27 protein-coding genes and 1 pseudogene are annotated in these 20,918 nt (G+C 64.5%); 16 read left to right on the top strand and 12 right to left on the bottom strand.

Translation table 11 applies throughout. From position 1 onward, the window contains the following. Positions 1 to 111: 111 nt before the first annotated feature. Positions 112 to 300 (bottom strand): hypothetical protein, encoded by a 189-nt coding sequence (locus AC3IF3_RS30125; protein WP_489220642.1) that lies wholly within the window; start codon positions 298 to 300, stop codon positions 112 to 114. Here AC3IF3_RS30125 and AC3IF3_RS30120 point away from each other — a divergent pair. After that, positions 220 to 390 carry a hypothetical protein gene (locus AC3IF3_RS30120; protein ID WP_489220640.1) on the top strand — a complete coding sequence of 57 codons (171 nt, stop codon included), beginning with the start codon at positions 220 to 222 and terminating at the stop codon, positions 388 to 390. The genes AC3IF3_RS30125 and AC3IF3_RS30120 overlap by 81 nt on opposite strands. On the opposite strand, the gene AC3IF3_RS30115 is transcribed toward AC3IF3_RS30120, so the two are convergent. After that, the gene (locus tag AC3IF3_RS30115; RefSeq protein WP_489231644.1) at positions 364 to 1,416 is read right to left on the bottom strand and encodes a PAS domain-containing protein; all 1,053 of its coding nucleotides are present in this window, start codon (positions 1,414 to 1,416) and stop codon (positions 364 to 366) included. The two genes, AC3IF3_RS30120 and AC3IF3_RS30115, sit on opposite strands and share 27 nt — an antisense overlap. A gap of 585 nt (positions 1,417 to 2,001) precedes the next feature. On the opposite strand from AC3IF3_RS30115, the gene AC3IF3_RS30110 reads away from it, so the two are divergent. The 6 genes from AC3IF3_RS30110 to AC3IF3_RS30085 all read left to right on the top strand — a co-directional run bounded on the left by AC3IF3_RS30110 (position 2,002) and on the right by AC3IF3_RS30085 (position 5,783). Beyond that, a complete protein-coding gene (locus AC3IF3_RS30110; RefSeq protein WP_489231667.1) occupies positions 2,002 to 2,766 on the top strand; it encodes a Crp/Fnr family transcriptional regulator in 765 nt (254 codons plus the stop codon). 3 nt (positions 2,767 to 2,769) lie between these two features. Then, positions 2,770 to 3,036 carry a hypothetical protein gene (locus tag AC3IF3_RS30105; protein ID WP_489231665.1) on the top strand — a complete coding sequence of 89 codons (267 nt, stop codon included), beginning with the start codon at positions 2,770 to 2,772 and terminating at the stop codon, positions 3,034 to 3,036. Between the two features lie 123 nt (positions 3,037 to 3,159). After that, positions 3,160 to 3,546, top strand: a complete 387-nt coding sequence (locus AC3IF3_RS30100) for a response regulator (RefSeq protein WP_489220637.1) — start codon at positions 3,160 to 3,162, stop codon at positions 3,544 to 3,546. 540 nt (positions 3,547 to 4,086) lie between these two features. Continuing rightward, complete coding sequence (locus AC3IF3_RS30095) at positions 4,087 to 4,650, top strand: recombinase family protein (protein WP_489231664.1); 564 nt, start codon at positions 4,087 to 4,089, stop codon at positions 4,648 to 4,650. 76 nt (positions 4,651 to 4,726) lie between these two features. Next, the gene (locus AC3IF3_RS30090; protein WP_489231662.1) at positions 4,727 to 4,990 is read left to right on the top strand and encodes a DUF4160 domain-containing protein; all 264 of its coding nucleotides are present in this window, start codon (positions 4,727 to 4,729) and stop codon (positions 4,988 to 4,990) included. Further along, entirely contained in the window at positions 4,965 to 5,783 is an 819-nt protein-coding gene (locus AC3IF3_RS30085) for a DUF2442 domain-containing protein (protein ID WP_489231661.1), read from the top strand. The genes AC3IF3_RS30090 and AC3IF3_RS30085 overlap by 26 nt, the downstream gene beginning before the upstream one ends. A 290-nt stretch (positions 5,784 to 6,073) precedes the next feature. Here the strand turns inward: AC3IF3_RS30085 and AC3IF3_RS30080 are convergent, their stop codons facing one another. Continuing rightward, positions 6,074 to 6,364, bottom strand: coding sequence for a hypothetical protein (locus AC3IF3_RS30080; protein ID WP_489231659.1), 291 nt, complete (start codon positions 6,362 to 6,364; stop codon positions 6,074 to 6,076). 278 nt (positions 6,365 to 6,642) lie between these two features. Between AC3IF3_RS30080 and AC3IF3_RS30075 the strand changes: the two genes are divergently transcribed. Both AC3IF3_RS30075 and AC3IF3_RS30070 read left to right on the top strand, forming a co-directional pair. Beyond that, positions 6,643 to 6,858 carry a hypothetical protein gene (locus tag AC3IF3_RS30075; RefSeq protein ID WP_489231658.1) on the top strand — a complete coding sequence of 72 codons (216 nt, stop codon included), beginning with the start codon at positions 6,643 to 6,645 and terminating at the stop codon, positions 6,856 to 6,858. A 913-nt stretch (positions 6,859 to 7,771) separates the two neighbouring features. After that, entirely contained in the window at positions 7,772 to 8,428 is a 657-nt protein-coding gene (locus AC3IF3_RS30070) for a nucleotide-binding protein (RefSeq protein WP_489231657.1), read from the top strand. 402 nt (positions 8,429 to 8,830) lie between these two features. Here AC3IF3_RS30070 and AC3IF3_RS30065 read toward each other — a convergent pair whose 3' ends face one another. Together AC3IF3_RS30065 and AC3IF3_RS30060 are read right to left on the bottom strand one after the other, a co-directional pair. After that, positions 8,831 to 9,943: a hypothetical protein gene (locus AC3IF3_RS30065; protein WP_489231656.1), complete on the bottom strand. Its 1,113-nt coding sequence runs from the start codon at positions 9,941 to 9,943 to the stop codon at positions 8,831 to 8,833. Then, positions 9,940 to 10,197 (bottom strand): helix-turn-helix domain-containing protein, encoded by a 258-nt coding sequence (locus tag AC3IF3_RS30060; RefSeq protein WP_489231655.1) that lies wholly within the window; start codon positions 10,195 to 10,197, stop codon positions 9,940 to 9,942. The genes AC3IF3_RS30065 and AC3IF3_RS30060 overlap by 4 nt, the downstream gene beginning before the upstream one ends. A 53-nt stretch (positions 10,198 to 10,250) precedes the next feature. Between AC3IF3_RS30060 and AC3IF3_RS30055 the strand changes: the two genes are divergently transcribed. Beyond that, positions 10,251 to 10,568, top strand: a complete 318-nt coding sequence (locus AC3IF3_RS30055) for a hypothetical protein (RefSeq protein WP_489231653.1) — start codon at positions 10,251 to 10,253, stop codon at positions 10,566 to 10,568. A gap of 764 nt (positions 10,569 to 11,332) precedes the next feature. On the opposite strand, the gene AC3IF3_RS30050 is transcribed toward AC3IF3_RS30055, so the two are convergent. Beyond that, positions 11,333 to 12,151: a helix-turn-helix domain-containing protein gene (locus AC3IF3_RS30050; RefSeq protein WP_489231652.1), complete on the bottom strand. Its 819-nt coding sequence runs from the start codon at positions 12,149 to 12,151 to the stop codon at positions 11,333 to 11,335. A gap of 458 nt (positions 12,152 to 12,609) precedes the next feature. Between AC3IF3_RS30050 and AC3IF3_RS30045 the strand changes: the two are divergent. After that, a pseudogene (locus AC3IF3_RS30045) lies at positions 12,610 to 12,891 on the top strand (TrmO family methyltransferase domain-containing protein); the annotation flags it as partial. A 43-nt stretch (positions 12,892 to 12,934) separates the two neighbouring features. Beyond that, positions 12,935 to 13,822, top strand: coding sequence for a substrate-binding domain-containing protein (locus tag AC3IF3_RS30040; RefSeq protein ID WP_489231651.1), 888 nt, complete (start codon positions 12,935 to 12,937; stop codon positions 13,820 to 13,822). A 24-nt stretch (positions 13,823 to 13,846) separates the two neighbouring features. Here the strand turns inward: AC3IF3_RS30040 and AC3IF3_RS30035 are convergent, their stop codons facing one another. Genes AC3IF3_RS30035 through AC3IF3_RS30020 form a run of 4 tightly spaced genes read right to left on the bottom strand, consistent with a single transcriptional unit; the run spans position 13,847 to position 16,490 of the window. Further along, positions 13,847 to 14,356 (bottom strand): hypothetical protein, encoded by a 510-nt coding sequence (locus AC3IF3_RS30035; RefSeq protein ID WP_489231650.1) that lies wholly within the window; start codon positions 14,354 to 14,356, stop codon positions 13,847 to 13,849. Between the two features lie 2 nt (positions 14,357 to 14,358). Continuing rightward, positions 14,359 to 14,568, bottom strand: coding sequence for a TOBE domain-containing protein (locus AC3IF3_RS30030; RefSeq protein ID WP_243941896.1), 210 nt, complete (start codon positions 14,566 to 14,568; stop codon positions 14,359 to 14,361). A gap of 36 nt (positions 14,569 to 14,604) precedes the next feature. Next, on the bottom strand, positions 14,605 to 15,384 hold the full coding sequence (gene modA / locus AC3IF3_RS30025; protein WP_489231648.1) for a molybdate ABC transporter substrate-binding protein: 780 nt from the start codon (positions 15,382 to 15,384) through the stop codon (positions 14,605 to 14,607). A 50-nt stretch (positions 15,385 to 15,434) separates the two neighbouring features. Beyond that, positions 15,435 to 16,490 (bottom strand): NAD(P)-dependent alcohol dehydrogenase, encoded by a 1,056-nt coding sequence (locus AC3IF3_RS30020; RefSeq protein ID WP_489231647.1) that lies wholly within the window; start codon positions 16,488 to 16,490, stop codon positions 15,435 to 15,437. A gap of 184 nt (positions 16,491 to 16,674) precedes the next feature. Here AC3IF3_RS30020 and AC3IF3_RS30015 point away from each other — a divergent pair, with 184 nt between their 5' ends. Together AC3IF3_RS30015 and AC3IF3_RS30010 are read left to right on the top strand one after the other, a co-directional pair. Further along, the gene (locus AC3IF3_RS30015) at positions 16,675 to 17,043 is read left to right on the top strand and encodes a winged helix-turn-helix domain-containing protein (protein ID WP_243941901.1); all 369 of its coding nucleotides are present in this window, start codon (positions 16,675 to 16,677) and stop codon (positions 17,041 to 17,043) included. A 64-nt stretch (positions 17,044 to 17,107) separates the two neighbouring features. Then, complete coding sequence (locus AC3IF3_RS30010) at positions 17,108 to 18,325, top strand: DUF2325 domain-containing protein (protein ID WP_489231645.1); 1,218 nt, start codon at positions 17,108 to 17,110, stop codon at positions 18,323 to 18,325. Between the two features lie 299 nt (positions 18,326 to 18,624). Here the strand turns inward: AC3IF3_RS30010 and AC3IF3_RS30005 are convergent, their stop codons facing one another. Next, positions 18,625 to 18,813: a hypothetical protein gene (locus tag AC3IF3_RS30005; protein ID WP_489220642.1), complete on the bottom strand. Its 189-nt coding sequence runs from the start codon at positions 18,811 to 18,813 to the stop codon at positions 18,625 to 18,627. Between AC3IF3_RS30005 and AC3IF3_RS30000 the strand changes: the two genes are divergently transcribed. Beyond that, a complete protein-coding gene (locus AC3IF3_RS30000) occupies positions 18,733 to 18,903 on the top strand; it encodes a hypothetical protein (RefSeq protein ID WP_489220640.1) in 171 nt (56 codons plus the stop codon). The genes AC3IF3_RS30005 and AC3IF3_RS30000 overlap by 81 nt on opposite strands. Here the strand turns inward: AC3IF3_RS30000 and AC3IF3_RS29995 are convergent. After that, positions 18,877 to 19,929 (bottom strand): PAS domain-containing protein, encoded by a 1,053-nt coding sequence (locus AC3IF3_RS29995; protein WP_489231644.1) that lies wholly within the window; start codon positions 19,927 to 19,929, stop codon positions 18,877 to 18,879. The two genes, AC3IF3_RS30000 and AC3IF3_RS29995, sit on opposite strands and share 27 nt — an antisense overlap. Before the next feature lie 585 nt (positions 19,930 to 20,514). On the opposite strand from AC3IF3_RS29995, the gene AC3IF3_RS29990 reads away from it, so the two are divergent. Beyond that, positions 20,515 to 20,918: Crp/Fnr family transcriptional regulator (locus AC3IF3_RS29990; RefSeq protein ID WP_489231643.1), on the top strand; the 404-nt coding region annotated here is incomplete at its 3' end.

Below are 20,918 nucleotides of genomic sequence, written 5' to 3'. Positions count from 1 at the left end.
TGTACATCACAGCGGCACTGATTGGCATGGGGACGCTCGGCGTGATCGGCGCGATGCTGCATATTTTTCCCGCGTAAAGCCCATAGGCTTCTTTCGACCCTTATCGGAAGTTCAGAAGGTCTGTTTGCGGGCAGCCTGATCCAGTTCTGTGTCCGATCCTGACCGGACGCGGCGAGAGCTGGTTTGTATCAACGAAGCGACGCGGTTCCGCAGCTCGACCTGACCGCGTGCGACCGCCAGCCCATACACATCGTCGGCAGCATCCAGCCGCACGAGTTCGTGCTTGCTTTCGATGGTCACAACCTAGTGCTTGTCCAAGCGGATTGGATCAGCGCTGAGCATCACGAGGTCTGCCCGCGTGCGTCAGTTCGCCCCCGTCTGCATCAATAGATCGGTCGGTATAGATATCACCACGCGCAGGCCTTCGGGCTCCCAGTGATAAGCGATCTTGCCGCCGAGCTGGCCGCCGACGCTGCGCTGGACCAAGGTTGCGCCGAACCCAGCATGTTCCGGCGGTTGCGCGATCGGCGGTCCACCACGCTCGCACCAGATCAGGCTGATGCTCTTGTCGTAGCGGCGACAGCTCAGACTGACGGTGCCTGTATCACCAGATAGGGCGCCATACTTGACCGCGTTCGTCGCGAGTTCGTGGATGATCAGCGCGAGGCTCGTCAACGCCGTGTCGCGGATTGGAACATCCGCTCCGCCGAAGAACCGGATACGGCGATGCGCGCTGCCCACGCCGTCGTAAGGCATCAGCAAGGCGCGCAGTAACGCCTGCAGGGTCTGCGCCGGACGCGGCGCAGCCTCATCCTGGGGCGACGCGTGCAGGTACTCCAGCGCCCGACCGAGGCTGGTGAACCGATCCCGCAGCGTCCGTGCATACGGCTGCACTACCGGGATGTCGCGTGCCGAGAGGGTGACGAGGCCGTTGACCAGGGCGAAGACGTTCTTCAGGCGGTGGCTCAGTTCACGGCTACGCAGGTCGTTATCGGCCTCAGCCTTCGCCAATGCGGTGATGTCCCGCGAGACCGCAAGCAGGCCGATAGGACCCCCGTCATCGTCCAGCATGCGCGAGAGGGTTACGTCCCAGTAGCGTGCCTCTCCGGATATCCCCGGGCGCCAATGGCTGAAGTGGGCGATGCCGGTCTCGCGTACAGCTTCGAGCCCCACTAAAACGGCCGCCCGCGCCTCCTCGGGCCAGGATAGGGACCATGGTTCTCCCTCGTTCTCGGCGGTGTCGCAGCTGCGCAGCTGCTGCAGCGCGGTCAGGTTGGCGAATTGGAGATTGCCCTGCGGGTCGAGTACTTCGATGCAGTCCGGGCTCGCCTCGACGATGCACCGGCTGAGGGTCTCAACGGACCACAGGCCACGCCGCACCGCCTCGATCGTTCCGGTGTCGAACAGGCGGTGCATTGGAGGTGACCGGCGTCGAGGCGAACCGTAGCCATTCGGGCCGGGGGACAGCGCCAGGGAGAGACGATCCCACAGAGCTCCTGTTGCCATTGCCGGCTCCCGCGCGTTGGTCTTGCATGACGAAGTGTCAAGCTATCGTCAGGCTACGGAAACTGCGCTCCGTCCTCTTATCAAAAGACAATTGCGCGAACCTTTTACGAAAAATTAATCACCGCTTTGGGGTACCTGGCCTCTATTGAGGGTAAATTTCGGTGAAAACTGCTTTTTGATCGGATGGGCATCTCCGGTCACTGCCATGGGTAGCAAGCTGTAGCTGTGATGTTGCGAGCGCAGCGAGCTGCGCGAGCGTTCCTTGCCCCTTCATCGCCTGCACGGCTCCTTCCGACCCAAGCGTACTCAAGCCCCGTCGCCCGGTTCGGGTGGCGGGATCTTTTACCGGGCGGATCATCGATCACTGGACAGGGCGCAGGCATCCAATGTCGTGCTCGCGGTGTCGTCGCTAGATCGGCTGGGCTCGGTCTGGCGTTCCTTCGAGAGGCACCTTTCGAACGATCACCTCGTTCTCCCTTTTGGGAGGGCGGTTTAATGCAGGCGGCGCTGACGCGGAAGCTCGAGAGCTTCGAGCCGCTGTCCGACCAAGCTCGCTCGGCCCTGAACGGGCTGACAATCAAGGTCCGGCAGGTCGGCGCGCGTCAGGATCTGATCCAGGAAGGCGACAAGCCCGACAACGTCCTGCTGATCCTCGACGGCTTCGCCTGCCGCTACAAGGTGCTCCCGGACGGCCAGCGCCAGATCATGGCCCTGTTGTTGCCCGGCGATTTCTGCGACCTGAACGTGTTCATCCTCGACGAGATGGATCACACCATCGGCACCATCTCGCAGTGCCAGGTCGTGGACATCCCCCGTCGGGCCATCGATGAGATCACGGCGCATCACACGAGCATCGCGCGCGCCTTCTGGTGGTGCTCCCTGGTCGACGGTGCCGTCCTGCGCGAGTGGTTGGTCAACATGGGCGCGCGGGCTCCGGACCAGCGCATCGCGCATCTTCTGTGCGAGCTACTCATGCGCCTGGAAGCGGTCGGGCGTGTCACCGACAACAGCTACGCGTTCCCACTGACGCAAACCCAGATCGCCGAGACGATGGGCCTGTCCGACGTGCACGTGAACCGGACGCTGCGCGAGCTGCGCGCGCTCGGCCTGATCCACCTCAAGCGCCGCGTCCTGACCATCCTCGACGTCGAGCGAATGAAGGCTTTCTGCCGCTTCACACCGAACTACCTGCACTTGCGTAGCACGCGCTGGGGTGATCGTCGCGACCTGAGTTGGCCCGGTATGGCCCAGGAGGGCTAGCCGATGTCCGGGCGGGGCAACGTCGAGACGCTGATCGTGCTTCAGCCGATCGCTGTCGATACCGGCAGCCCTGACCGCGACGGCATGCTGGCGATCGCCAACGGCCTGCTCGTGGCGGTGCTGGTGCGCCTCGCCGAGCCCGAGCACGAGCATATTGGAAGCTGGTTTCTGGAGGTCGGCTTCGGCCGCCTGCAGGGGAACAGGGCTCCGACCTTCCTGAACCTGGAGGAGGCGACGCGCTGGCTGCGACGACGCCTCGCGCCGACCTAACCTCGTCGGCGCTGCCCCGTGGTTGGGCGACACGGGTCTCGGCGCAGTGCCGGAACATGGTGCCCCAAACTTTTTTCAAGCATCGGGTACCTTCACCAGATGAGCCAACCGCCTGTATCGCACGTGCCCTACGCCCTCGTCGTGGACGATGATGCGCTGATCCGTATGACCGCGATGGACATCCTAGAGGAGGCGGGGTTCCACACCTTCGAGGCCGGAGACGGCGACGCGGCCATGGCCCTGTTGGCTGAGAAGCACGCCCTGATCGTGCTGTTGTTCACCGATGTACAGATGCCTGGGTCCCGCAACGGCTTTGCCGTTGCCAGGGAAACGGCCGGCCAGTGGCCGCACATCGCGATCGTCGTCGCATCCGGGCAGGCTCGCCCTTGCTCCGGCGACTTACCGGAGGGGGCACGCTTCCTCGGCAAGCCATTCTCGGCCGAGATGGTCCGGGAGCATATCAAGGAGATCCTGCCGGACGGGCAAAAGCCCGAGCCGCTGCGCGATTAGTGGCTTAGTGAGCCATTCGCGTCGCGTCCCCTCAGGGGAACAAAGAGCTAGCATTCAGGCTGGCACTTTTTATTGTCGTATCGCCACAACCGCATCTCGGCAAAGCCGACTGGATGAACCTACGAGCCAGGATGGCGTACCGAGGTAACGTCCTTTCTTGCAGTCCAAGTTCCAGCGAAGCGGTTCCATTACGCAAGCCCTAATGGAACACCGTTTCTTTTGTCAGCGCTCGGTAACAGTGCGTGTTGGCCTTAACGGCAAGACTGGGTTGGATGTGGCACGTCCGCTTTGGGACGAAAGGTCGAGGTCCGATTGCCACCCGTTACAGCCATTGCACCCGCTCCCAAAGCGATTGCTGCAAGCTCGTACACCGAAACCCATTGCCAGAGCCGGTCCAATAGGGCCTGCCCTAGCGGAACGGCGATCCCTGGAACGGTCACGCTCTGCTCGGTCGTTCCGATAAAGTGGTGTTGACTTTTGGAACGATCGCACGTTCTATGTCTATGATCCTATTGGAACGAACCGGACTGGATCCCCGCCATGCTAGTCGGCTACGCCCGCACCTCGACCTTGGAACAAGGCGCCGGCCTTGAGGCGCAGGTGCGAGACCTCAATGCGCTCGGGTGCGAGCGGCTGTATCAGGAACATGTGTCCTCGGTCGAGGACCGGCCGCAGCTCGCCGCTGCCCTCGATTTCGTGCGGGAGGGCGATACCCTCGTTGTGACGAAGCTCGACCGGCTGGCCCGGTCCGTTTCGCATCTCGGCACGATCCTCGACGCGCTCACCGCTAAGGGTGTCGCCCTGCGGATCGTCAGCCTCGGTGTCGACACCTTAACCCCTACCGGCAAGCTTATGCTCAACGTCCTCGGCGGTGTCGCACAGTTCGAGCGCGAGATGATGCTGGAGCGCCAGCGCGAGGGCATCTCTAAAGCGAAGGCGGAGGGCGCCTACAAGGGCCGCAAACCCACCGCCAGGGCCAAGGCGGTAGAAATCGAGGCCCTGGCAGCCGAGGGCCTGAGCATGGCCGCCATAGCCGCGCGTCTCGGCATCGGAAAGGGGTCGGTGCATCGCGTCATCGGCAAGGCTCGTTCACCAGCCCACTGACATCGGCCACAGTTGCACCGAGCGCCGCAACCTCGTACCCGCTCACACGTTCCCAAGCGGTTGGGTTTGTGGTTTTATGCCGAAGACGTCGGTCGATCTGCCGGGCCTACGCGTGAGCTTCTATTCGAATGATCACGAGCCGCGACACGTCCATGTCACGGATGGAGCGAACGTCGTGGTGTTCGTGCTCAATTGTCCGGACGGCCCGCCGACCCTGAGAGAAAACCATGGCTTCGCGCTTCACCGGGTGAACCGCATCCGCAGGGAGCTGGCGGAGGTGATCCCGACCCTGTGTGACGATTGGGAGGCCCACTTTGGCGCGCCAGACCAAGACGACTGACGAAATCAGCGAGGCTGAGTTCGAGGCTGCCAACCGTGCTGGTGCCGCGCGGCGAGCGCGCGGCGTCGTGTCATCCGCCCGCTTTTTCTCGACCGGCCGCCGCCTCTCAATCCGGCTCTCGACAGGGATCGCCCTGATTGTGCCCGTTGACCAGGTGCAGGGTCTCGCTGGTGCAGCGGATGAGGACTTGCGCGACGTGCTAATCGCACCGGCAGGCCTCGGCCTGCATTTCCCTCGGCTCGATGCCGACATCGGCGTCGCTGGCCTCCTCGATGGGGTGTTCGGCACGGCTGCTTGGATGGCGCAGCAGCTTGGCCGCACAGGAGGCTCGGTGAAAAGTGAACGCAAGGCCGAGGCGGCGCGCGAGAACGGCAAGCGCGGCGGCCGACCGCCCCGGAAGTCACAGACGGTGCGTTATGTCACCGGTGCGGTCCACGGTGATCAGGCGGTAATCGTGCACGAGCAGGAGGGCGGCAACGCTTACCATCTCGTCCCAGCCACGGAAGCGTTCAAAGGACTGTTGAGCGGCGAGCTGAGAAGCATTCCGCCGGAGAGGACCGATCTCATCGAGGCGTTAAGCGGGCCAGGCGGGAAGAGCCTGATTGAGCACGCCGAGAGAGCCGCCCGGGAACTTGGCGCACGCGAGGCTACCGCCGAAGAGATTGCTCGGTCAGGCGAGAAGGGGAGTCTTCGCGAAAAGGTTGGCGACGCAACCAACACCTCGCCCGGGGCACATAGACATGGGCTCTTACCGAACGACGGGAAGCCACCTCGTCGGCGGGCGCTTATATGAGGAAGGGCTTTCCGCGGCACCACTGCATCGATCGCGCACCCGCTCCGGTGCCGACTCGTTGTCATATCAATCTAGAGCGAAGGCGGCCTGGCCTTGAGGGCTCGTGTGGTCTGCGCGCGGCTGTTGAGAGTTCCGAAACCCTGGACGGGCATCGGCTGGGCCCCGTGTAACCGCACCTCTTGAAGTAGGTCCTAACGCATGGGGCCGGTCTGGCGGCCCGACCCCTCTGCCTGGGAATTAGCGCTCGTACGGGCTGCGGACCGGAATTTCCGGATCCTAGACCTCGCGGCCTACTTTTCGACCGGCTCCCTTCCTCTTGTGCCGGTGAGGACGGGCGTTAGGCCGGGCTGGCCGTGGCTTGCGAGGAACGCATTCCAGGCTCGGTGCCCGAGACGCTGTGTCGACGTGCCGAGCTTGAACGCAAGCATATTCAGCCGGAGCCGATCCCCTTCGGTGAGGACCATGCTGATCTGAACACGCTTGTCGTCGCCGGGACGCGGCTGTGGAGGCGGGGGTGGTGCAGGAAGCGGAAACATCTCGGCCTCCTTGATCGCCCGTCGTAAGTCCTTTTTCTTACCCATCGTGGCCCTTTCTCCGTCGCGCCCCTCGCATTGCGTGTGGGTATTGCGCGATCATCGCGCGGGCGGTGCCCGTCATAGGTGGCCGCCCCGGACAACCTGCGGTAACGGCCTAGGTTTAGATGGCGCAAGCGCTGGCATGTTCGGCCCGTAACGGCCAAGCTGCTAGGAGACCATAAATGGCCCGCCGCGAAGGGGCTCCCCCGCCCCGCGCACGCAAGCCCCTGGCGGCGACGTCCCCCGTCGAGGACAATGCAGGCGCCCTACCTCCGGAGGCGGATATGCAGGAAGCCTTGTTGCCTCAACAGCCGAAGCGACCGCCGGGGCGGCCTCGCCGCGCGCGAGAGGTGGCCGCCTCTCACAACGTGCGCCTCGACGCACAGGCACAGGCGGATCTCGTGCGTCTGGCGAGCCGCGATCGGCGCTCGATCCAATCAATTATCTTGGAGGGGATCCGCGACGTCGTGCAGAAGCTCGACGCCGACGACGCGCTCTAATCCTGTGGCGGGGCCGCCACATGCGCCCCTAGGTTGAATCGTCGCTATATTTGGCACCAAAAACCCATTGACGGCTCATTCCGTCGTGCTACGCCTTCGTTGTTCGCAAATGATTTGCGGGCCTGGATTGGCAAGTCGCCCGCCCAACGTCCTCATGGATCAGTGTTTGCAAGCGAATGCTTTGCATTCGCAATGAGAACCTGCGTCGCGACCTGTCCAACCTGCGTATTGCCGAGAAAATGTCGGCGTCCTAGGCGTAGGTTTACCAAGCAATGTCAGGCACGGCCGTATCGTCTTTTCACATTGGCGCATCAGAGTTGGGAGCGCCTACTATCATAATGACCCCGCGGGGTCCTGCACTCAAAACTGCATTAGGAACATTCAATGTTCTCGATCTTGTTAGCTCTCACTACGCATTCAACGAGATTATCAAGCTAGCACACTTGAATGAAGCTTTCGAAGATCGGTGTCACTGGTCAATGGAGAGCGATCTATCCCTTTACGACTTCATGTGTTCATTCGGCGCGGCGGCCGAGGACGACGAGGATGTCGGGGACGGGGAGGATGACAGCCGAGACCTTCCACGAGATCGCGCCGCTCTAGAGGCGCCCCGTGGTTCCTCGGCATCCATCTCGATCCTTCCCGCTGGCGAGGCCACCCCATTCGCCCGGACGCTCGCGGCCTAATCGGATAGAGCCCACCAGCCCGAACCCCTTCCCTCGTGCGGCCCGGCCCCGCGGGGCCCTCCTTAGGCTCTCGGTCCTTCCCCTGGCCCTCCTGCCGGTTGCCGCCGTCAGGAGGGCGCTTCGTCGTTGAGGTCGATGCCTTCCATCTCCCGACCATATTAACCAGATGTCAGCCCGGCTTCCGCGAGATATCTTCCCGGTATGGGGCGGGTATCGGGAGCGGGCGCATGATCACCGTCGTTGGCGGCACTAAGGGCGGGTCGGGCAAGTCGACCGTCGCCACGAACCTGACAATCCTCCTGGCCGCCGCCGGCCGCGACGTCCTCCTCGTCGATGCCGACGATCAGGAGACCTCTACGGACTTCACGAACCTGCGCGAGGCGACCCGACCCGGCGGCGCCGGCTATACCTGCATCGCCCTAACCGGCGCGGCCGTCCGTTCGGGCGTCCAGCGCCTCGCGCCCAAACACTCGCACGTCATCATCGACACCGGCGGCCGGGACACAGTGAGCCAACGCGCCGCCCTCTCGATTTGCGACGTGTACCTCGTGCCCTTCGCCCCCCGGTCGTTCGACGTCTGGACCCTCGACAAGGTGGCCGAGCTGGTCGAGGAGGCCCGCGCCGTCAACCCGTCGCTCCGGGCCCTGGCCTTCATCAATCGGGCCGACGCCCGAGGGGCGGAGAACGCCGAGGCCGCCGAGCTAATCCGCGGCAAGCCGGGCCTGGAATTCGTTCCGACCTCCCTCGGCACCCGGAAAGCCTATGCCAACGCGGCGGCCTCGGGCCTGTCCGTGGTCGAGCTGCGGCCACAGGATCCCAAGGCCAGCGAGGAGGTCACGGCCTTGTATGGGCATCTGTTCGATACCTTTAAGATATCCAACTGAGATCGACAGGAGATTGCACCATGGGCCTGAGCCCGAAACCCGCCCGACCCGTCGCGAAGTCGGCCGGTGCCGTCGAGGACTTCCTCGCAAGGGGCGGATCTGTCCCTGAGCCTGCATCCGTCGAGGCACCGGACAGGAGCGGGAAGGGAGCGCAGCACCCCCTCAAGTTCCCGGCCGATAGCGACCTGTTCGATCGGTTGGAGCGGGCGCGAGCTGCTAGCGTCGTCAAGCTCCCCCGTAACACTTGGATCCTACAGGCCATCGCGGAGAAGCTGGCGCGGGATGCGGGTTAGATGAACTGAGGAGGCCCGTCCGGGGCCATCCCGACCCCCGGCGGGTTTCTCGCGCATACCCCTAGGATATCTTTCTGATATGCAGTCCTGCGGATGCCGGGCAGGCGGCTCAGGCCGCTTCGGGGTGCGTGGCCTTCTTGGCCCTGATCTTCTTGGCGGCCTTCGCAGGCTTGGGCGTCTTGGCGGTCCCTGAGCCCTTCGGCTCCCTGCCAGTGTTCCAAAACAATTGCAGCCGTTCCCGCTCTTTCCGCTCCTCTTCTGAAATGTTGCTTCCTTTTTGATTTAGCGCACTAAGTCGCGGCGAGATGTTTATCACTCGCCTTACGTGTTTATCTAAACCATCTAGCCCATCACCCTTGCCTTTATGCTCGTTCTTTATCCATAACTCTTCGCCTATAGCAAATTCATAGACGGCAAATACCAGTCGGGCAAACTTTCCCGTTCTTCCACTGGACAATGCATCTTCACTCCAATACTTTGAAAAATCATATGATACGATCGCACATTCTCGGGCAAGGATCCATTTAGGGTCGCCTCTGACTTGTTCGCTGTATTTGGCCTGCTTGCCTCCGATGTCGTGCTGTTGAAACCTCTCGTCGAAGTCCTCGCGCAGCATGCCAATACTCATCCCGAGCGCGGCGGCGGCCTCGGACCAAAACACCGGCTCCCCGGGAACGGTGTAGACCTTGCCTCCCGAGGCAACCGTGCGCGGCTGTACGGCCGTGGGCCCGATGGAGAGCATGTCCGTGACCCGGTCCTCCGGGCCGTGGTCTGGGCCAATCGGTAGGCGGTAACGGCCGGTGATCGCGAGAAGGGTCTGAAAGTCGCGAGCGGAGCCGCTACCCCGGGGCTCCCAGGCGAGGTGCCGATAGTTCGATCCCCCGGGGCCTTGGCCGGCCAACACACTGTAGGCGTCCGGGCTCGCCTCGTCGAAGGCGCGCGCCAGCTCGGCGCAGGCCTTCTCTATGCGCAAGAGAGTCGCGGTCGCATCCTTCATGCGCGCGCTTCGGGCGCTCAGGCCGGCCTCGTACCTGTACGCCTCCGCCCGGCTCTCAACCCATTCCTCGGCCCGTCGCACCTCGTGGGGCCCGAGGCGGATCTGCAGGGTTGCGGTGTCCGCCTCCTCGTCGCCCAACAGGATCCCCACGGCAGCGGCGAGGAGGCGGATCTGCCGCTCCTCCGGGGGCTCGGCGTAATCGTCGGAGAAATCATACCCCGTCATGCGGTCGGGGCCTTCCGCAGCCGCACGCCGGCCCATCCGCCGGCATCGGGCTCGATGAAGCTGACGCCCGCGGCCTCAAGGGTGCGCCGTATGTCCGCGAGGGTCCGGGCGTAGGGCTCCCGCTTGTTCGCCTCGAAGTCTGCGAGGGTTGAGGCGGCCACGGATGCGCGCTCCGCCAGATCGGCCCGAGACCATCCGATAAGCGCCCGGGCGGCCCGGCACTGTTCGGCAACTAAGGTTTTTTCATCCGACATCGGAGTTTTTCACGTGTCATTTGACCGACATGCGATAAATTATCCGAAGTTGGATGAAACGCAAGGCCGGTTCGATGTTCTTCCGCCGCTCGATCTCCTGGGACGCCGCCCTCCGGGACCTGCGGGATGATCGCGCGAAAGTCCCTGCGGGCCTCATCTCGGCCCGGGCCCGGTGCCAGGGCTTCGCCCGTTTCCGCCGCCCCCTCGTCGTAGCCGGCCAGTTCGACTGCGCCGCCATCATGGCCGCTGCCGTCGAGGCCGCACGGGCCAATCAGGAGAGGTTCGGGTGCCCGTGGGCCGAGGCCATGTCGGCGGTGCTCAAGGGCGCATGGCAGGCTGCGAAGATCGCCCGCGGCGCCCGCGCGCATTGAAGGTTCGGCGATGCGATCCTTTCCAGTCCCGACCTCGGCCAACCGGCCGAGCAACCGGGCAGGGCTCACCCCTGCCGCCCGTGTCGTCGAATGCCTCCTCACTCTCGACGCCGCCGGTGCCCTCCGGGAAGCGCAGCAAGCCCGCACAGCTCCGGGCCTTCCTCCGGGAGGCCGCAACGGTCGGCGCCGATCCTGAGGCCATTCTCGCGCACGCGGCGGGGCTCCTGAGCGTGATCGAGCCGGAGGGTTAGGACGGGCGCCTTGCCCTCTTCCTCGTGCGGCCCTGGCTCCGCAGGGCCCTCCTCGGGGCCCCGGATCCCCGCCGGCCTCCTCGACCTCGCAACAGCAGGGCGCAACGCGCCAGCACCGCGACGGGCCCGCGGTCGGCGCTGGCCCTCTTGTTCCCAGAGCTGCCCCGGTTCCATCTCTATCTCATACCGGCCGGATACCCCTAAGGATTCCGCCGGATATCTCCCGGGTGTGGGTAAGGCATCGAGGCTATGCCCGAAACCCAGCCCCTCTTCCTCGTGCGGCCCTGGTCCCGCAGGGACCCTCACCGTGCTCGGCCCCCCCGGTCGGTTCCTCGACCGCGGCCGGACCATGGCCCGCCGGTGCCAGCGAGACGGGTCCAGAGAAGGTCTCGGCTACGTCTTGGTGGCCAGATGCGGCGTCCGTCATGCCGAACGACTCCATGCACCGGGCGCATGCTGGCGCCCCTTCCTGGCCGGCCTCTCCGCGAATCTCGGCGGGTACGAGGGCCTGTATCAGACCATCGGCGTATAGCCCCGCCCGTTTCTACCACTCGCACGGATTCCTGCCCGCTCGGATTGGTCGAGGTCGCCCGCTGCCTTCCGGCAGCATTTCGATGGTTCTGTTCTCCCCGATTCTGACAGGACTAGAACCTCAGTAGGCGTGCGGTTCGCAGATTTGCACCCTCCCCTCTGAGCCGCAGAGGCTGGGGCGGACGATCGAAGTTTGGATAGTGGGTCTCGGGTCCGCGTCAGCCGCAGCCAAGCGACCCACTCGGGCGAGACGATGCGCACGATGTTAGTGTCGTTGCGGAAGCCGCTGATCTGACGCTCCTCCACCGTTACAAGACCTAGCTTCCGGGCCTCGCGGATGGCGTTGCGCACTGTGGTCTCAGCTACACCGGCGACTGCGGCTAGGTTCGGCACGGAGAGTCGGCAGTCCCTCCTCCGCGCAATCTCAGCCGCCACGAGGGAGAGGACCGCTTGCTCGGCCAGAGTGAACCGGGCTGCGATGCCTGGCGGAAGCCGACCCGAGGCGGCCCAACGGCGGCGGCGCTCCATTGAGGCATCTGTGCGTGGGCGCGAACCGACCCCGGGCCTTTTGGGGCTGCTCTGGCGGGCACGGGACGCAGCCGTGGTCTCGGCAACGGTCGCAGCCGGTTGCCGGCGAGCTGCGGGGGCATCCGTGCGCGCCTCGATCAGCCCGGACAGCGCCTCGGCCTCGGCCTCCGTGACCCTGCCGTCTCCATAGGCGCGCCAAAGCAGCGCCGTCACTTGCGGCAAGGTGATTCGGGTTGCCGCCTCGATCGCCCGGCGGATCTCGTCTGCAAACACGTGTCTCGGCCCTTCTGACAGGGCCACAGAGGAACGATCGGCGGCGCAAGCTGTGCGCTCCGTTCAAGACAAGCCGGTATCGTTGTCAGAACCGGGGTTCTGACTTGACGCCTGGTGGCGTCTCATGGCTTGTGAGGGGTGCAAAGCGGCCTCACAGCCATCTCGATTTCGACAGCCTCGACCTTGCCGGGTCGGGGCTGTTGGCTTTTCAGGGTCCTACTGCGGCGGTTGGTTCTCCTGACTGCACCGACGACTCGCAAGAGATGCGCGCCAGCCGGACACGGCATGTCGGCTGCTCGACACGGCTAAGTCAACGCCAGGGCGCTTCTGCTGATTGGAGAGCACGCTTAAGCCAACGCTTTCCCGGGCCATGTCCCGGGCGCGCGGCACGCTTCGCGGTTGGCCTCTGGTGAGCCACCTAGCCAGCGAGCTGTTGGCTATTCCTGCCGCTCCTGCCCCTCGAGGTGCTGTACTGGCTCAATGCGTCCCGACGTGACCTCGTGCGTCAGAGCCCAGCCAACGATGGCACGACGCGGGGCACTTTCGCTTTGCGCTCGCCGGTGCGACCGAACCCGATCGGCACATCTATTGTCACGCTCGTGTCGATCGAGGGCAACATCCTGACGGTGCGCGGCCTCGACTGCCTGGATGGGACGCCACTCCTCGACCTGAAGCCTGACCGGACCCTGTTCACGCCGATAGCCCCACCGCAGGCGGGTGATTTCGAAACTGAGGGCTGACCAAGCGGTCACGCGCTCGGCTTCACTGCGGGGATGACGTTGGTTGCTTGTCGGCTATATCCAGTTGGATATAACGATGCTGGGTCATCCGGAGCCGCTGTTGTCCCTCACGCGCTTTTCGCTCTCCACCCGCCTCCTCAGCCGTGCCGCATTCCTCGGCGCCCTCGCTCTAGCTCCCGTGTCCGGTGCACGAGCGGAACCGGTTCGGGTCTACGCCGCCGGCAGTCTCGTGGCTGCGCTCAAGGACGTGATCGCTGCCACCGGCCTGCCTGTCGAAGCGGTGGCCGCTCCGACCTTCGGACCTGCAGGGCTGCTGCGGCAGCGCCTCGAAGGCGGTGAGACGGCGGATCTCTACCTCTCAGCCGACCTCGCTGGACCGCGTCGTCTTGTGGAGGCTGGCAAGGCTAAAGCTGTCGTGCCGTTCGCCCGCAACAAGCTGTGCGTGCTTGCCCGTGCCGATCTCGGCTTGTCCACCGACAATCTCCTCGATCGCCTGCTCAAGCCCGATCTGCGACTCGCGACCTCGACGCCCGGCGCTGATCCAGGTGGCGACTACGCTCAAGCCGTGTTCGGCCGGGCCGAAGCCGTTCACCCCGGTGCCAAAGCGACGCTGAACACGAAGGCGCTGAAGCTACTCGGTTCGCCGAACACGATGGTGCCGATGGCCGGGCGCAGCCCCGGCGCGACGGTGTTCCTCGGCAACAACGCCGACGCCCTGCTGTACTATTGCAGCGGCCAGGGCGGCACGATGAAGGAGGCCCCTGGCCTCAGCTTAATCCAGCTGCCGCCGAACTTATCCGTGCCGGCGACCTACGGCATGGCGCTGCTGACCGACAATCCGGACGCGATGCAACTCGCGCTGTTCCTCGTCTCCGAGAAAGGCCAGGCGATCCTCGCCCGCCACGAACTCGGACCGATCAGCGAGCCGTGAAGGGTTTGTTGCGCCAGCGCAGAGCTACTCGGCTTTGAGGAGGTCGAGTTTGATCTGAGGGCCAGGGGCTCGGCTGATCTCGATCGTCACCGAGCCGGCATCGAGAGCGAAACGCACGCTCTTGCGCACGTCCGGGCAGCCTGCCTTACCGCTGATGGCCGTGGGCTTGAGGGTCGAGCGACCGTCCTGGCTGACGTCGACCCAAGCATCGTCCGAGAGCGTCACCTGATAAGTGCCCGCAGCCGGCACCGTAGCCGTCACGAAGCCCGCGAACGTGTCGGGCTTCATCGTCCTCTCGGACGGGACAGGTAGCTCGATCTCCGCAGCAGGCTTCAGCGTCAGCTGCGCCGCGCCAGCATCGCTCGGCAGAGCCGAACCGGATGCCAGAGTGGGCAGGTTCGGCGAAGCGAAGGCGGTCCGCTCCCGCGCCATCGACCATGCGAAGCTCGCGCAGGCCGGGGCATCCTCAGCCGTGGCCGCATTGACCGAGACGGTGATCAGTCCGGCGACGAGGATGGCGCGGGAGACCGACATCGTCAGTCGACGGCGATCATGACGTCGGACGCCTTGATCACGGCATAAGCCGGACCGCCGACCACGAGCTTGAGGCTATCGACGGCTTCGTTGGTGATGGAGGAGGTGACCACCTGCCCGGGGGTGATCTCGATCTTGACGTGCGCCGTGGTGGCGCCCTTATCGATCGAGACCACCGTGCCCTTGATGATGTTGCGTGCGCTGATCTTCACGACGTTCGCTTTCCTGCCTGGCCGTCTAGAGGCCGACTACCTTTTGCCGCCGTCGACGATGCTGAAGCCCTGGGCCTCGAAGAACGGCTTGGCCGCGGCACTTCGGAGGTAGTCCAGAAAGCGCTGCGCGCCCTCGCCTTTTGCATCCACGGTGACCGCGAACGGGTACACCACCGGCGGGTGGCTGTCCGCAGGGAACACGCCCACGACTTTCACGCCGGGATCCGATCGGGCATCGCTCTCGTAGACCACGCCGAGGTGCGCCTCGCCGCGCGAGACCAACGCCAAAGCAGCTCGCACGTTGTCGCTCTGGGCGAGACGGGGCTGGACACCACCCCAGAGGCCGAGCTTCTCGAAGGCGACCTTGGCGTACTTGCCGATCGGCACCGAGTTGACCTCGCCGGTGGCCAGCCGACCGTCCGGGCCAAGCGCCTTCGCGAACGCTTCCGGGGTGAAGGCGACTGCGGTCTCCTTGGTATCGCTCGGTGCGATCAAGACGAGGCGGTTGCCTAGGAGGTTCACCCGGGTCTCCGGCCGGACGAGGTTCTTCTTGGCGAGGTAGTCCATCCATTCGAGGTCGGCCGAAGCGAACAGGTCCGCGGGCGCCCCGCTCTCGATCTGTCGAGCGAGGGCTGAGGATGCGGCGTAGCTCGCCTTGAGCTCGACCCCAGTCTGGGCGGTGAACGCCTTCCCTGCATTGTCCAAGGCATTCTTCAGGCTGGCCGCGGCGAAGACCGTTGCGGTGTCTGCTGCCTGCGCCGCACCGGCGGCGAGGAGCAGGGCGGCAGCGAGGCCGGTGCGGATCAGACTGCGCATACGGTGTGGGTCCTTGAGGGGCTGCGGTGAAGGCACGTCGAGGTGAGGGCTCAGGCCGCCTTCGAAAGCGACGCCATGTCGATGACGAAGCGGTACTTCACGTCGCTCTTGAGCATGCGGGCATAGGCGGTCTCGATCTGGTCGATCGGGATCATCTCGATGTCAGAGGTGATCCCGTGCTCGGCGCAGAAATCGAGCATCTCCTGGGTCTCGGCGATCCCGCCGATCAGGGAGCCGGCGAAGTTGCGCCGCCGCCAGATCACGCTGAACACCTGCATAGGCAGCGGCTTCTCGGGCGCCCCGACCTGGACCAGCGTGGCGTCACGCTTGAGCAGAGCGAGGTAGGCGTTGATGTCGTGCTCGGCCGCGACCGTATCGAGGATGAAGTCGAAGCTCTCGCCCAGCGCGGCCATGGCGTCGGCATCCTTCGAGATCACCACCGCGTCGGCCCCGAGGCGCTTGGCGTCCGCCTCCTTACCCGGCGAGGTCGTGAACAGCGTCACCTGCGCACCCATGGCGTGGGCGAGCTTCAGGCCCATGTGTCCGAGGCCACCGAGCCCGACGATCCCCACCTTCTGACCCGGTCCGACCTTCCAGTGACGCAGCGGCGAGTAGGTGGTGATGCCGGCACACAGCAGGGGGGCGACACCGGCGAGGTCGAGGTTTTCCGGGATGCGCAGGACGAAGTGGCTGTCGACGACGATGTGGCTCGAATAGCCGCCGAAGGTGTGCCCCCCGGTCTGCGGCTCAGGGCCGTTGTAGGTGCCGGTGAAGCCCGGCTCGCAGTACTGCTCCAGCCCATCGCGACAGCTGGCGCATTCGCGGCAGGAGGCGACCATGCAGCCGACACCGGCCAGATCGCCCGGCTTGAAGCTCGTGACCTCGGCACCGACCCGAGTGACGCGACCGACGATCTCGTGACCGGGCACGCACGGGTAGAGCGTGCCGCCCCACTCGTCGCGCACCGTGTGAAGGTCCGAGTGACAGACGCCGCAGTAGACGATCTCGATCTCGATGTCGGATACGCCCGGATCACGACGCTCGAAGCTGAACGGCGCGAGCGGCGCCTCGGCGCTCTGGGCAGCGTAGCCGGTGCACTGGAACATCGTCTCGACCTCGTTGAAGGAGGACCGCTCAGCCAGGAGCGCATGGAAGAGGGTTCGGTGAGCCTCCCTCTCGGCGATTGGCTATATACGTTTGGATACAGCGTGGGGAAGGGTTCAATCCTGCGCAGCTACGACCGGTGGCGAGGCGCGTTGTGATGATGGGTGGAGTGTTCAAGAAGGTCCGATGGCAAGCCTGAGCATCCGTATCGACGTCGGGCCCGGCAACCGTATCGGTCCCGGCAAGGTGCAGCTCTTGGAGATGATCGCCGAACACGGCTCGATATCCGCGGCCGGACGGGCGCTCGGCATGTCCTATCGCCGGGCGTGGATGCTGATCGAGGCGATGAACAGCGGGTTCGGACAGCCGGTGGTCGAGGCTCAGATCGGTGGCAAGGCGGGGGGCGGCGCGCGCTTGTCGGCCCTCGGAACCGATCTCGTGGCGCACTACCGCGCGATTGAGCGTGCCGCCGATCGCGCTGCAGCCCCATTCCTCGACCGGATCGTCGCCTCTGAACGGAACGCGGACGACGAGCCGCCCACGGCCTCCCCCTAGGCAAGCCGGTTGTTTTTGGACAGAGTGCTATATCTGATCGGATATAGCGCCTGCCGAGACGCCGATGCCGCCACATGCTTACCTCGACGGTCCTGCCCTGCGCGCTCTCACGTCGGCCGGCCACCCACCATTCGTGCCGCCTGCCGTCGACCCGGCTGACAAGCCACGCGATCGGATCTGGGAGCTTGCCGAGAACCTGCACTGTTCGATCGTCGGCACCTGTCTGACCAACGCCGAGGCTCGCGCGATCCTGGCCAAACTCGGCCGGGCTGACGCGCGGACGATCAGCGAGCACCGGCTGCACGGCGAGATCGTCCAGATCGCCGGCCGCAAGGATGGTGGGGCTCGTCTGCTGCAGAAGACCTTAGATCGGCGGCATGAGCGGGAAATCGAGCGCTTCGATGAGGCTCGCACGGCCGATGCGGTACGGGCCCTGTGGAGGGCTTACCTCGAACGCGGTGAGATCCCTGGCGCCTACTGGGCGGCAATAACCCATCCGGCGACCGATTGGCCCCTGGTGCAGGATATCTTCGGGGAGGTGCACATGCTCTCGCACCTCGTCGGTCAGTCGAACCGGGCCGATATCCGCCGCCTGCGCCATCTCGAAGAGGAGTTGGGCCGACGGGATGAAGCGATCGCGGCACGGGATGAGCGCATCATGGCGCTCATGCGCGAGCGCGACGATCTCGGGAAGCGCACCCGGGCGATCGAAACCGAGCGCTCCATCCCGTCGACAACGTCCATCAAGCCACCGTCCACGCGCGGCCTAGAGGTACGGCTCGCCCGGGAGACCGCGCATGCGACCGCGTTGGAGGAGCGGCTTGCGGTACTGTCTGGTGCAGCTGAACGCCTCAGCGCAGATCTTGCCGCGGAGATAGCTCGCCGGTCAGCCGTGGAACAAGAACTGGCTGCACTCGAAGCGGCGCTGGATGTACCGAGCACGGATACCCCCGATGACCGAGCATCAGCACGGCTCGACGGGCGGATCATCCTCTATGTCGGCGGTCGGCAGCGTCAGGTGGCCAATCTTCGCCGCTTTGTGGAGGCCAGGGGCGGCAAGCTGCTCAACCACGACGGCGGCATCGAGGACAACCTTTGCCTCCTGGCGGGGCTGGTTGGGCAAGCGGATCTGGCGGTGTTTCCCGTGAGCTGTGTCAGCCACGAGGCGAGCCTTCATCTAAAACGGTACTGCGAAGCTCAGGCCAAGCCCTTCCACCCGGTACGGAGCGCTAGCCTGGCGAGCTTTATGCACGTCATCATGCCGCTAGCGAATGCGCCATAGCCGATCAAGCAGATCGCTCGAAGGCCACAGGCAAGCCGGAGGAGGCTGTCAAGGCCATTACCTCGTTGCACAGCGTACATAGGGATGCTCCCCAACATGCCCGATATAATAGGACCACGTGACAGATTGGCTTGACGATCCTGACGACGACGGCCGCTCATCTACCAACAGTGAAAGCTGGATGCGATTGTACATCACAGCGGCACTGATTGGCATGGGGACGCTCGGCGTGATCGGCGCGATGCTGCATATTTTTCCCGCGTAAAGCCCATAGGCTTCTTTCGACCCTTATCGGAAGTTCAGAAGGTCTGTTTGCGGGCAGCCTGATCCAGTTCTGTGTCCGATCCTGACCGGACGCGGCGAGAGCTGGTTTGTATCAACGAAGCGACGCGGTTCCGCAGCTCGACCTGACCGCGTGCGACCGCCAGCCCATACACATCGTCGGCAGCATCCAGCCGCACGAGTTCGTGCTTGCTTTCGATGGTCACAACCTAGTGCTTGTCCAAGCGGATTGGATCAGCGCTGAGCATCACGAGGTCTGCCCGCGTGCGTCAGTTCGCCCCCGTCTGCATCAATAGATCGGTCGGTATAGATATCACCACGCGCAGGCCTTCGGGCTCCCAGTGATAAGCGATCTTGCCGCCGAGCTGGCCGCCGACGCTGCGCTGGACCAAGGTTGCGCCGAACCCAGCATGTTCCGGCGGTTGCGCGATCGGCGGTCCACCACGCTCGCACCAGATCAGGCTGATGCTCTTGTCGTAGCGGCGACAGCTCAGACTGACGGTGCCTGTATCACCAGATAGGGCGCCATACTTGACCGCGTTCGTCGCGAGTTCGTGGATGATCAGCGCGAGGCTCGTCAACGCCGTGTCGCGGATTGGAACATCCGCTCCGCCGAAGAACCGGATACGGCGATGCGCGCTGCCCACGCCGTCGTAAGGCATCAGCAAGGCGCGCAGTAACGCCTGCAGGGTCTGCGCCGGACGCGGCGCAGCCTCATCCTGGGGCGACGCGTGCAGGTACTCCAGCGCCCGACCGAGGCTGGTGAACCGATCCCGCAGCGTCCGTGCATACGGCTGCACTACCGGGATGTCGCGTGCCGAGAGGGTGACGAGGCCGTTGACCAGGGCGAAGACGTTCTTCAGGCGGTGGCTCAGTTCACGGCTACGCAGGTCGTTATCGGCCTCAGCCTTCGCCAATGCGGTGATGTCCCGCGAGACCGCAAGCAGGCCGATAGGACCCCCGTCATCGTCCAGCATGCGCGAGAGGGTTACGTCCCAGTAGCGTGCCTCTCCGGATATCCCCGGGCGCCAATGGCTGAAGTGGGCGATGCCGGTCTCGCGTACAGCTTCGAGCCCCACTAAAACGGCCGCCCGCGCCTCCTCGGGCCAGGATAGGGACCATGGTTCTCCCTCGTTCTCGGCGGTGTCGCAGCTGCGCAGCTGCTGCAGCGCGGTCAGGTTGGCGAATTGGAGATTGCCCTGCGGGTCGAGTACTTCGATGCAGTCCGGGCTCGCCTCGACGATGCACCGGCTGAGGGTCTCAACGGACCACAGGCCACGCCGCACCGCCTCGATCGTTCCGGTGTCGAACAGGCGGTGCATTGGAGGTGACCGGCGTCGAGGCGAACCGTAGCCATTCGGGCCGGGGGACAGCGCCAGGGAGAGACGATCCCACAGAGCTCCTGTTGCCATTGCCGGCTCCCGCGCGTTGGTCTTGCATGACGAAGTGTCAAGCTATCGTCAGGCTACGGAAACTGCGCTCCGTCCTCTTATCAAAAGACAATTGCGCGAACCTTTTACGAAAAATTAATCACCGCTTTGGGGTACCTGGCCTCTATTGAGGGTAAATTTCGGTGAAAACTGCTTTTTGATCGGATGGGCATCTCCGGTCACTGCCATGGGTAGCAAGCTGTAGCTGTGATGTTGCGAGCGCAGCGAGCTGCGCGAGCGTTCCTTGCCCCTTCATCGCCTGCACGGCTCCTTCCGACCCAAGCGTACTCAAGCCCCGTCGCCCGGTTCGGGTGGCGGGATCTTTTACCGGGCGGATCATCGATCACTGGACAGGGCGCAGGCATCCAATGTCGTGCTCGCGGTGTCGTCGCTAGATCGGCTGGGCTCGGTCTGGCGTTCCTTCGAGAGGCACCTTTCGAACGATCACCTCGTTCTCCCTTTTGGGAGGGCGGTTTAATGCAGGCGGCGCTGACGCGGAAGCTCGAGAGCTTCGAGCCGCTGTCCGACCAAGCTCGCTCGGCCCTGAACGGGCTGACAATCAAGGTCCGGCAGGTCGGCGCGCGTCAGGATCTGATCCAGGAAGGCGACAAGCCCGACAACGTCCTGCTGATCCTCGACGGCTTCGCCTGCCGCTACAAGGTGCTCCCGGACGGCCAGCGCCAGATCATGGCCCTGTTGTTGCCCGGCGATTTCTGCGACCTGAACGTGTTCATCCTCGACGAGATGGATCACACCATCGGCACCATCTCGCAGTGCCAGGTCGTGGACATCCCCCGTCGGGCCATCGATGAGATCACGGCGCATCACACGAGCATCGCGCGCGCCTTCTGGTGGTGCTCCCTGGTCGACGGTGCCGTCCT

It is taken from the genome of Methylobacterium sp. J-118, from assembly GCF_057836565.1.
This window is presented reverse-complemented; position numbering and strand designations above follow the sequence as displayed.

What these genes read in the sequence shown, in the direction of transcription:
- AC3IF3_RS30065 (WP_489231656.1), bottom strand. Translation starts at nt 9,943, where the DNA reads ATGACGGGGTATGATTTCTCCGACGATTACGCCGAGCCCCCGGAGGAG.
- AC3IF3_RS30070 (WP_489231657.1), top strand. Translation starts at nt 7,772, where the DNA reads ATGATCACCGTCGTTGGCGGCACTAAGGGCGGGTCGGGCAAGTCGACC.
- AC3IF3_RS30075 (WP_489231658.1), top strand. Translation starts at nt 6,643, where the DNA reads ATGCAGGAAGCCTTGTTGCCTCAACAGCCGAAGCGACCGCCGGGGCGG.
- AC3IF3_RS30020 (WP_489231647.1), bottom strand. Translation starts at nt 16,490, where the DNA reads ATGTTCCAGTGCACCGGCTACGCTGCCCAGAGCGCCGAGGCGCCGCTC.
- AC3IF3_RS29995 (WP_489231644.1), bottom strand. Translation starts at nt 19,929, where the DNA reads ATGCACCGCCTGTTCGACACCGGAACGATCGAGGCGGTGCGGCGTGGC.
- AC3IF3_RS30080 (WP_489231659.1), bottom strand. Translation starts at nt 6,364, where the DNA reads ATGGGTAAGAAAAAGGACTTACGACGGGCGATCAAGGAGGCCGAGATG.
- AC3IF3_RS30095 (WP_489231664.1), top strand. Translation starts at nt 4,087, where the DNA reads ATGCTAGTCGGCTACGCCCGCACCTCGACCTTGGAACAAGGCGCCGGC.
- modA (WP_489231648.1), bottom strand. Translation starts at nt 15,384, where the DNA reads ATGCGCAGTCTGATCCGCACCGGCCTCGCTGCCGCCCTGCTCCTCGCC.
- AC3IF3_RS30110 (WP_489231667.1), top strand. Translation starts at nt 2,002, where the DNA reads ATGCAGGCGGCGCTGACGCGGAAGCTCGAGAGCTTCGAGCCGCTGTCC.
- AC3IF3_RS30105 (WP_489231665.1), top strand. Translation starts at nt 2,770, where the DNA reads ATGTCCGGGCGGGGCAACGTCGAGACGCTGATCGTGCTTCAGCCGATC.
- AC3IF3_RS30010 (WP_489231645.1), top strand. Translation starts at nt 17,108, where the DNA reads ATGCCGCCACATGCTTACCTCGACGGTCCTGCCCTGCGCGCTCTCACG.
- AC3IF3_RS30055 (WP_489231653.1), top strand. Translation starts at nt 10,251, where the DNA reads ATGAAACGCAAGGCCGGTTCGATGTTCTTCCGCCGCTCGATCTCCTGG.
- AC3IF3_RS30060 (WP_489231655.1), bottom strand. Translation starts at nt 10,197, where the DNA reads ATGTCGGATGAAAAAACCTTAGTTGCCGAACAGTGCCGGGCCGCCCGG.
- AC3IF3_RS30115 (WP_489231644.1), bottom strand. Translation starts at nt 1,416, where the DNA reads ATGCACCGCCTGTTCGACACCGGAACGATCGAGGCGGTGCGGCGTGGC.
- AC3IF3_RS30090 (WP_489231662.1), top strand. Translation starts at nt 4,727, where the DNA reads ATGCCGAAGACGTCGGTCGATCTGCCGGGCCTACGCGTGAGCTTCTAT.
- AC3IF3_RS30015 (WP_243941901.1), top strand. Translation starts at nt 16,675, where the DNA reads ATGGCAAGCCTGAGCATCCGTATCGACGTCGGGCCCGGCAACCGTATC.
- AC3IF3_RS30035 (WP_489231650.1), bottom strand. Translation starts at nt 14,356, where the DNA reads ATGTCGGTCTCCCGCGCCATCCTCGTCGCCGGACTGATCACCGTCTCG.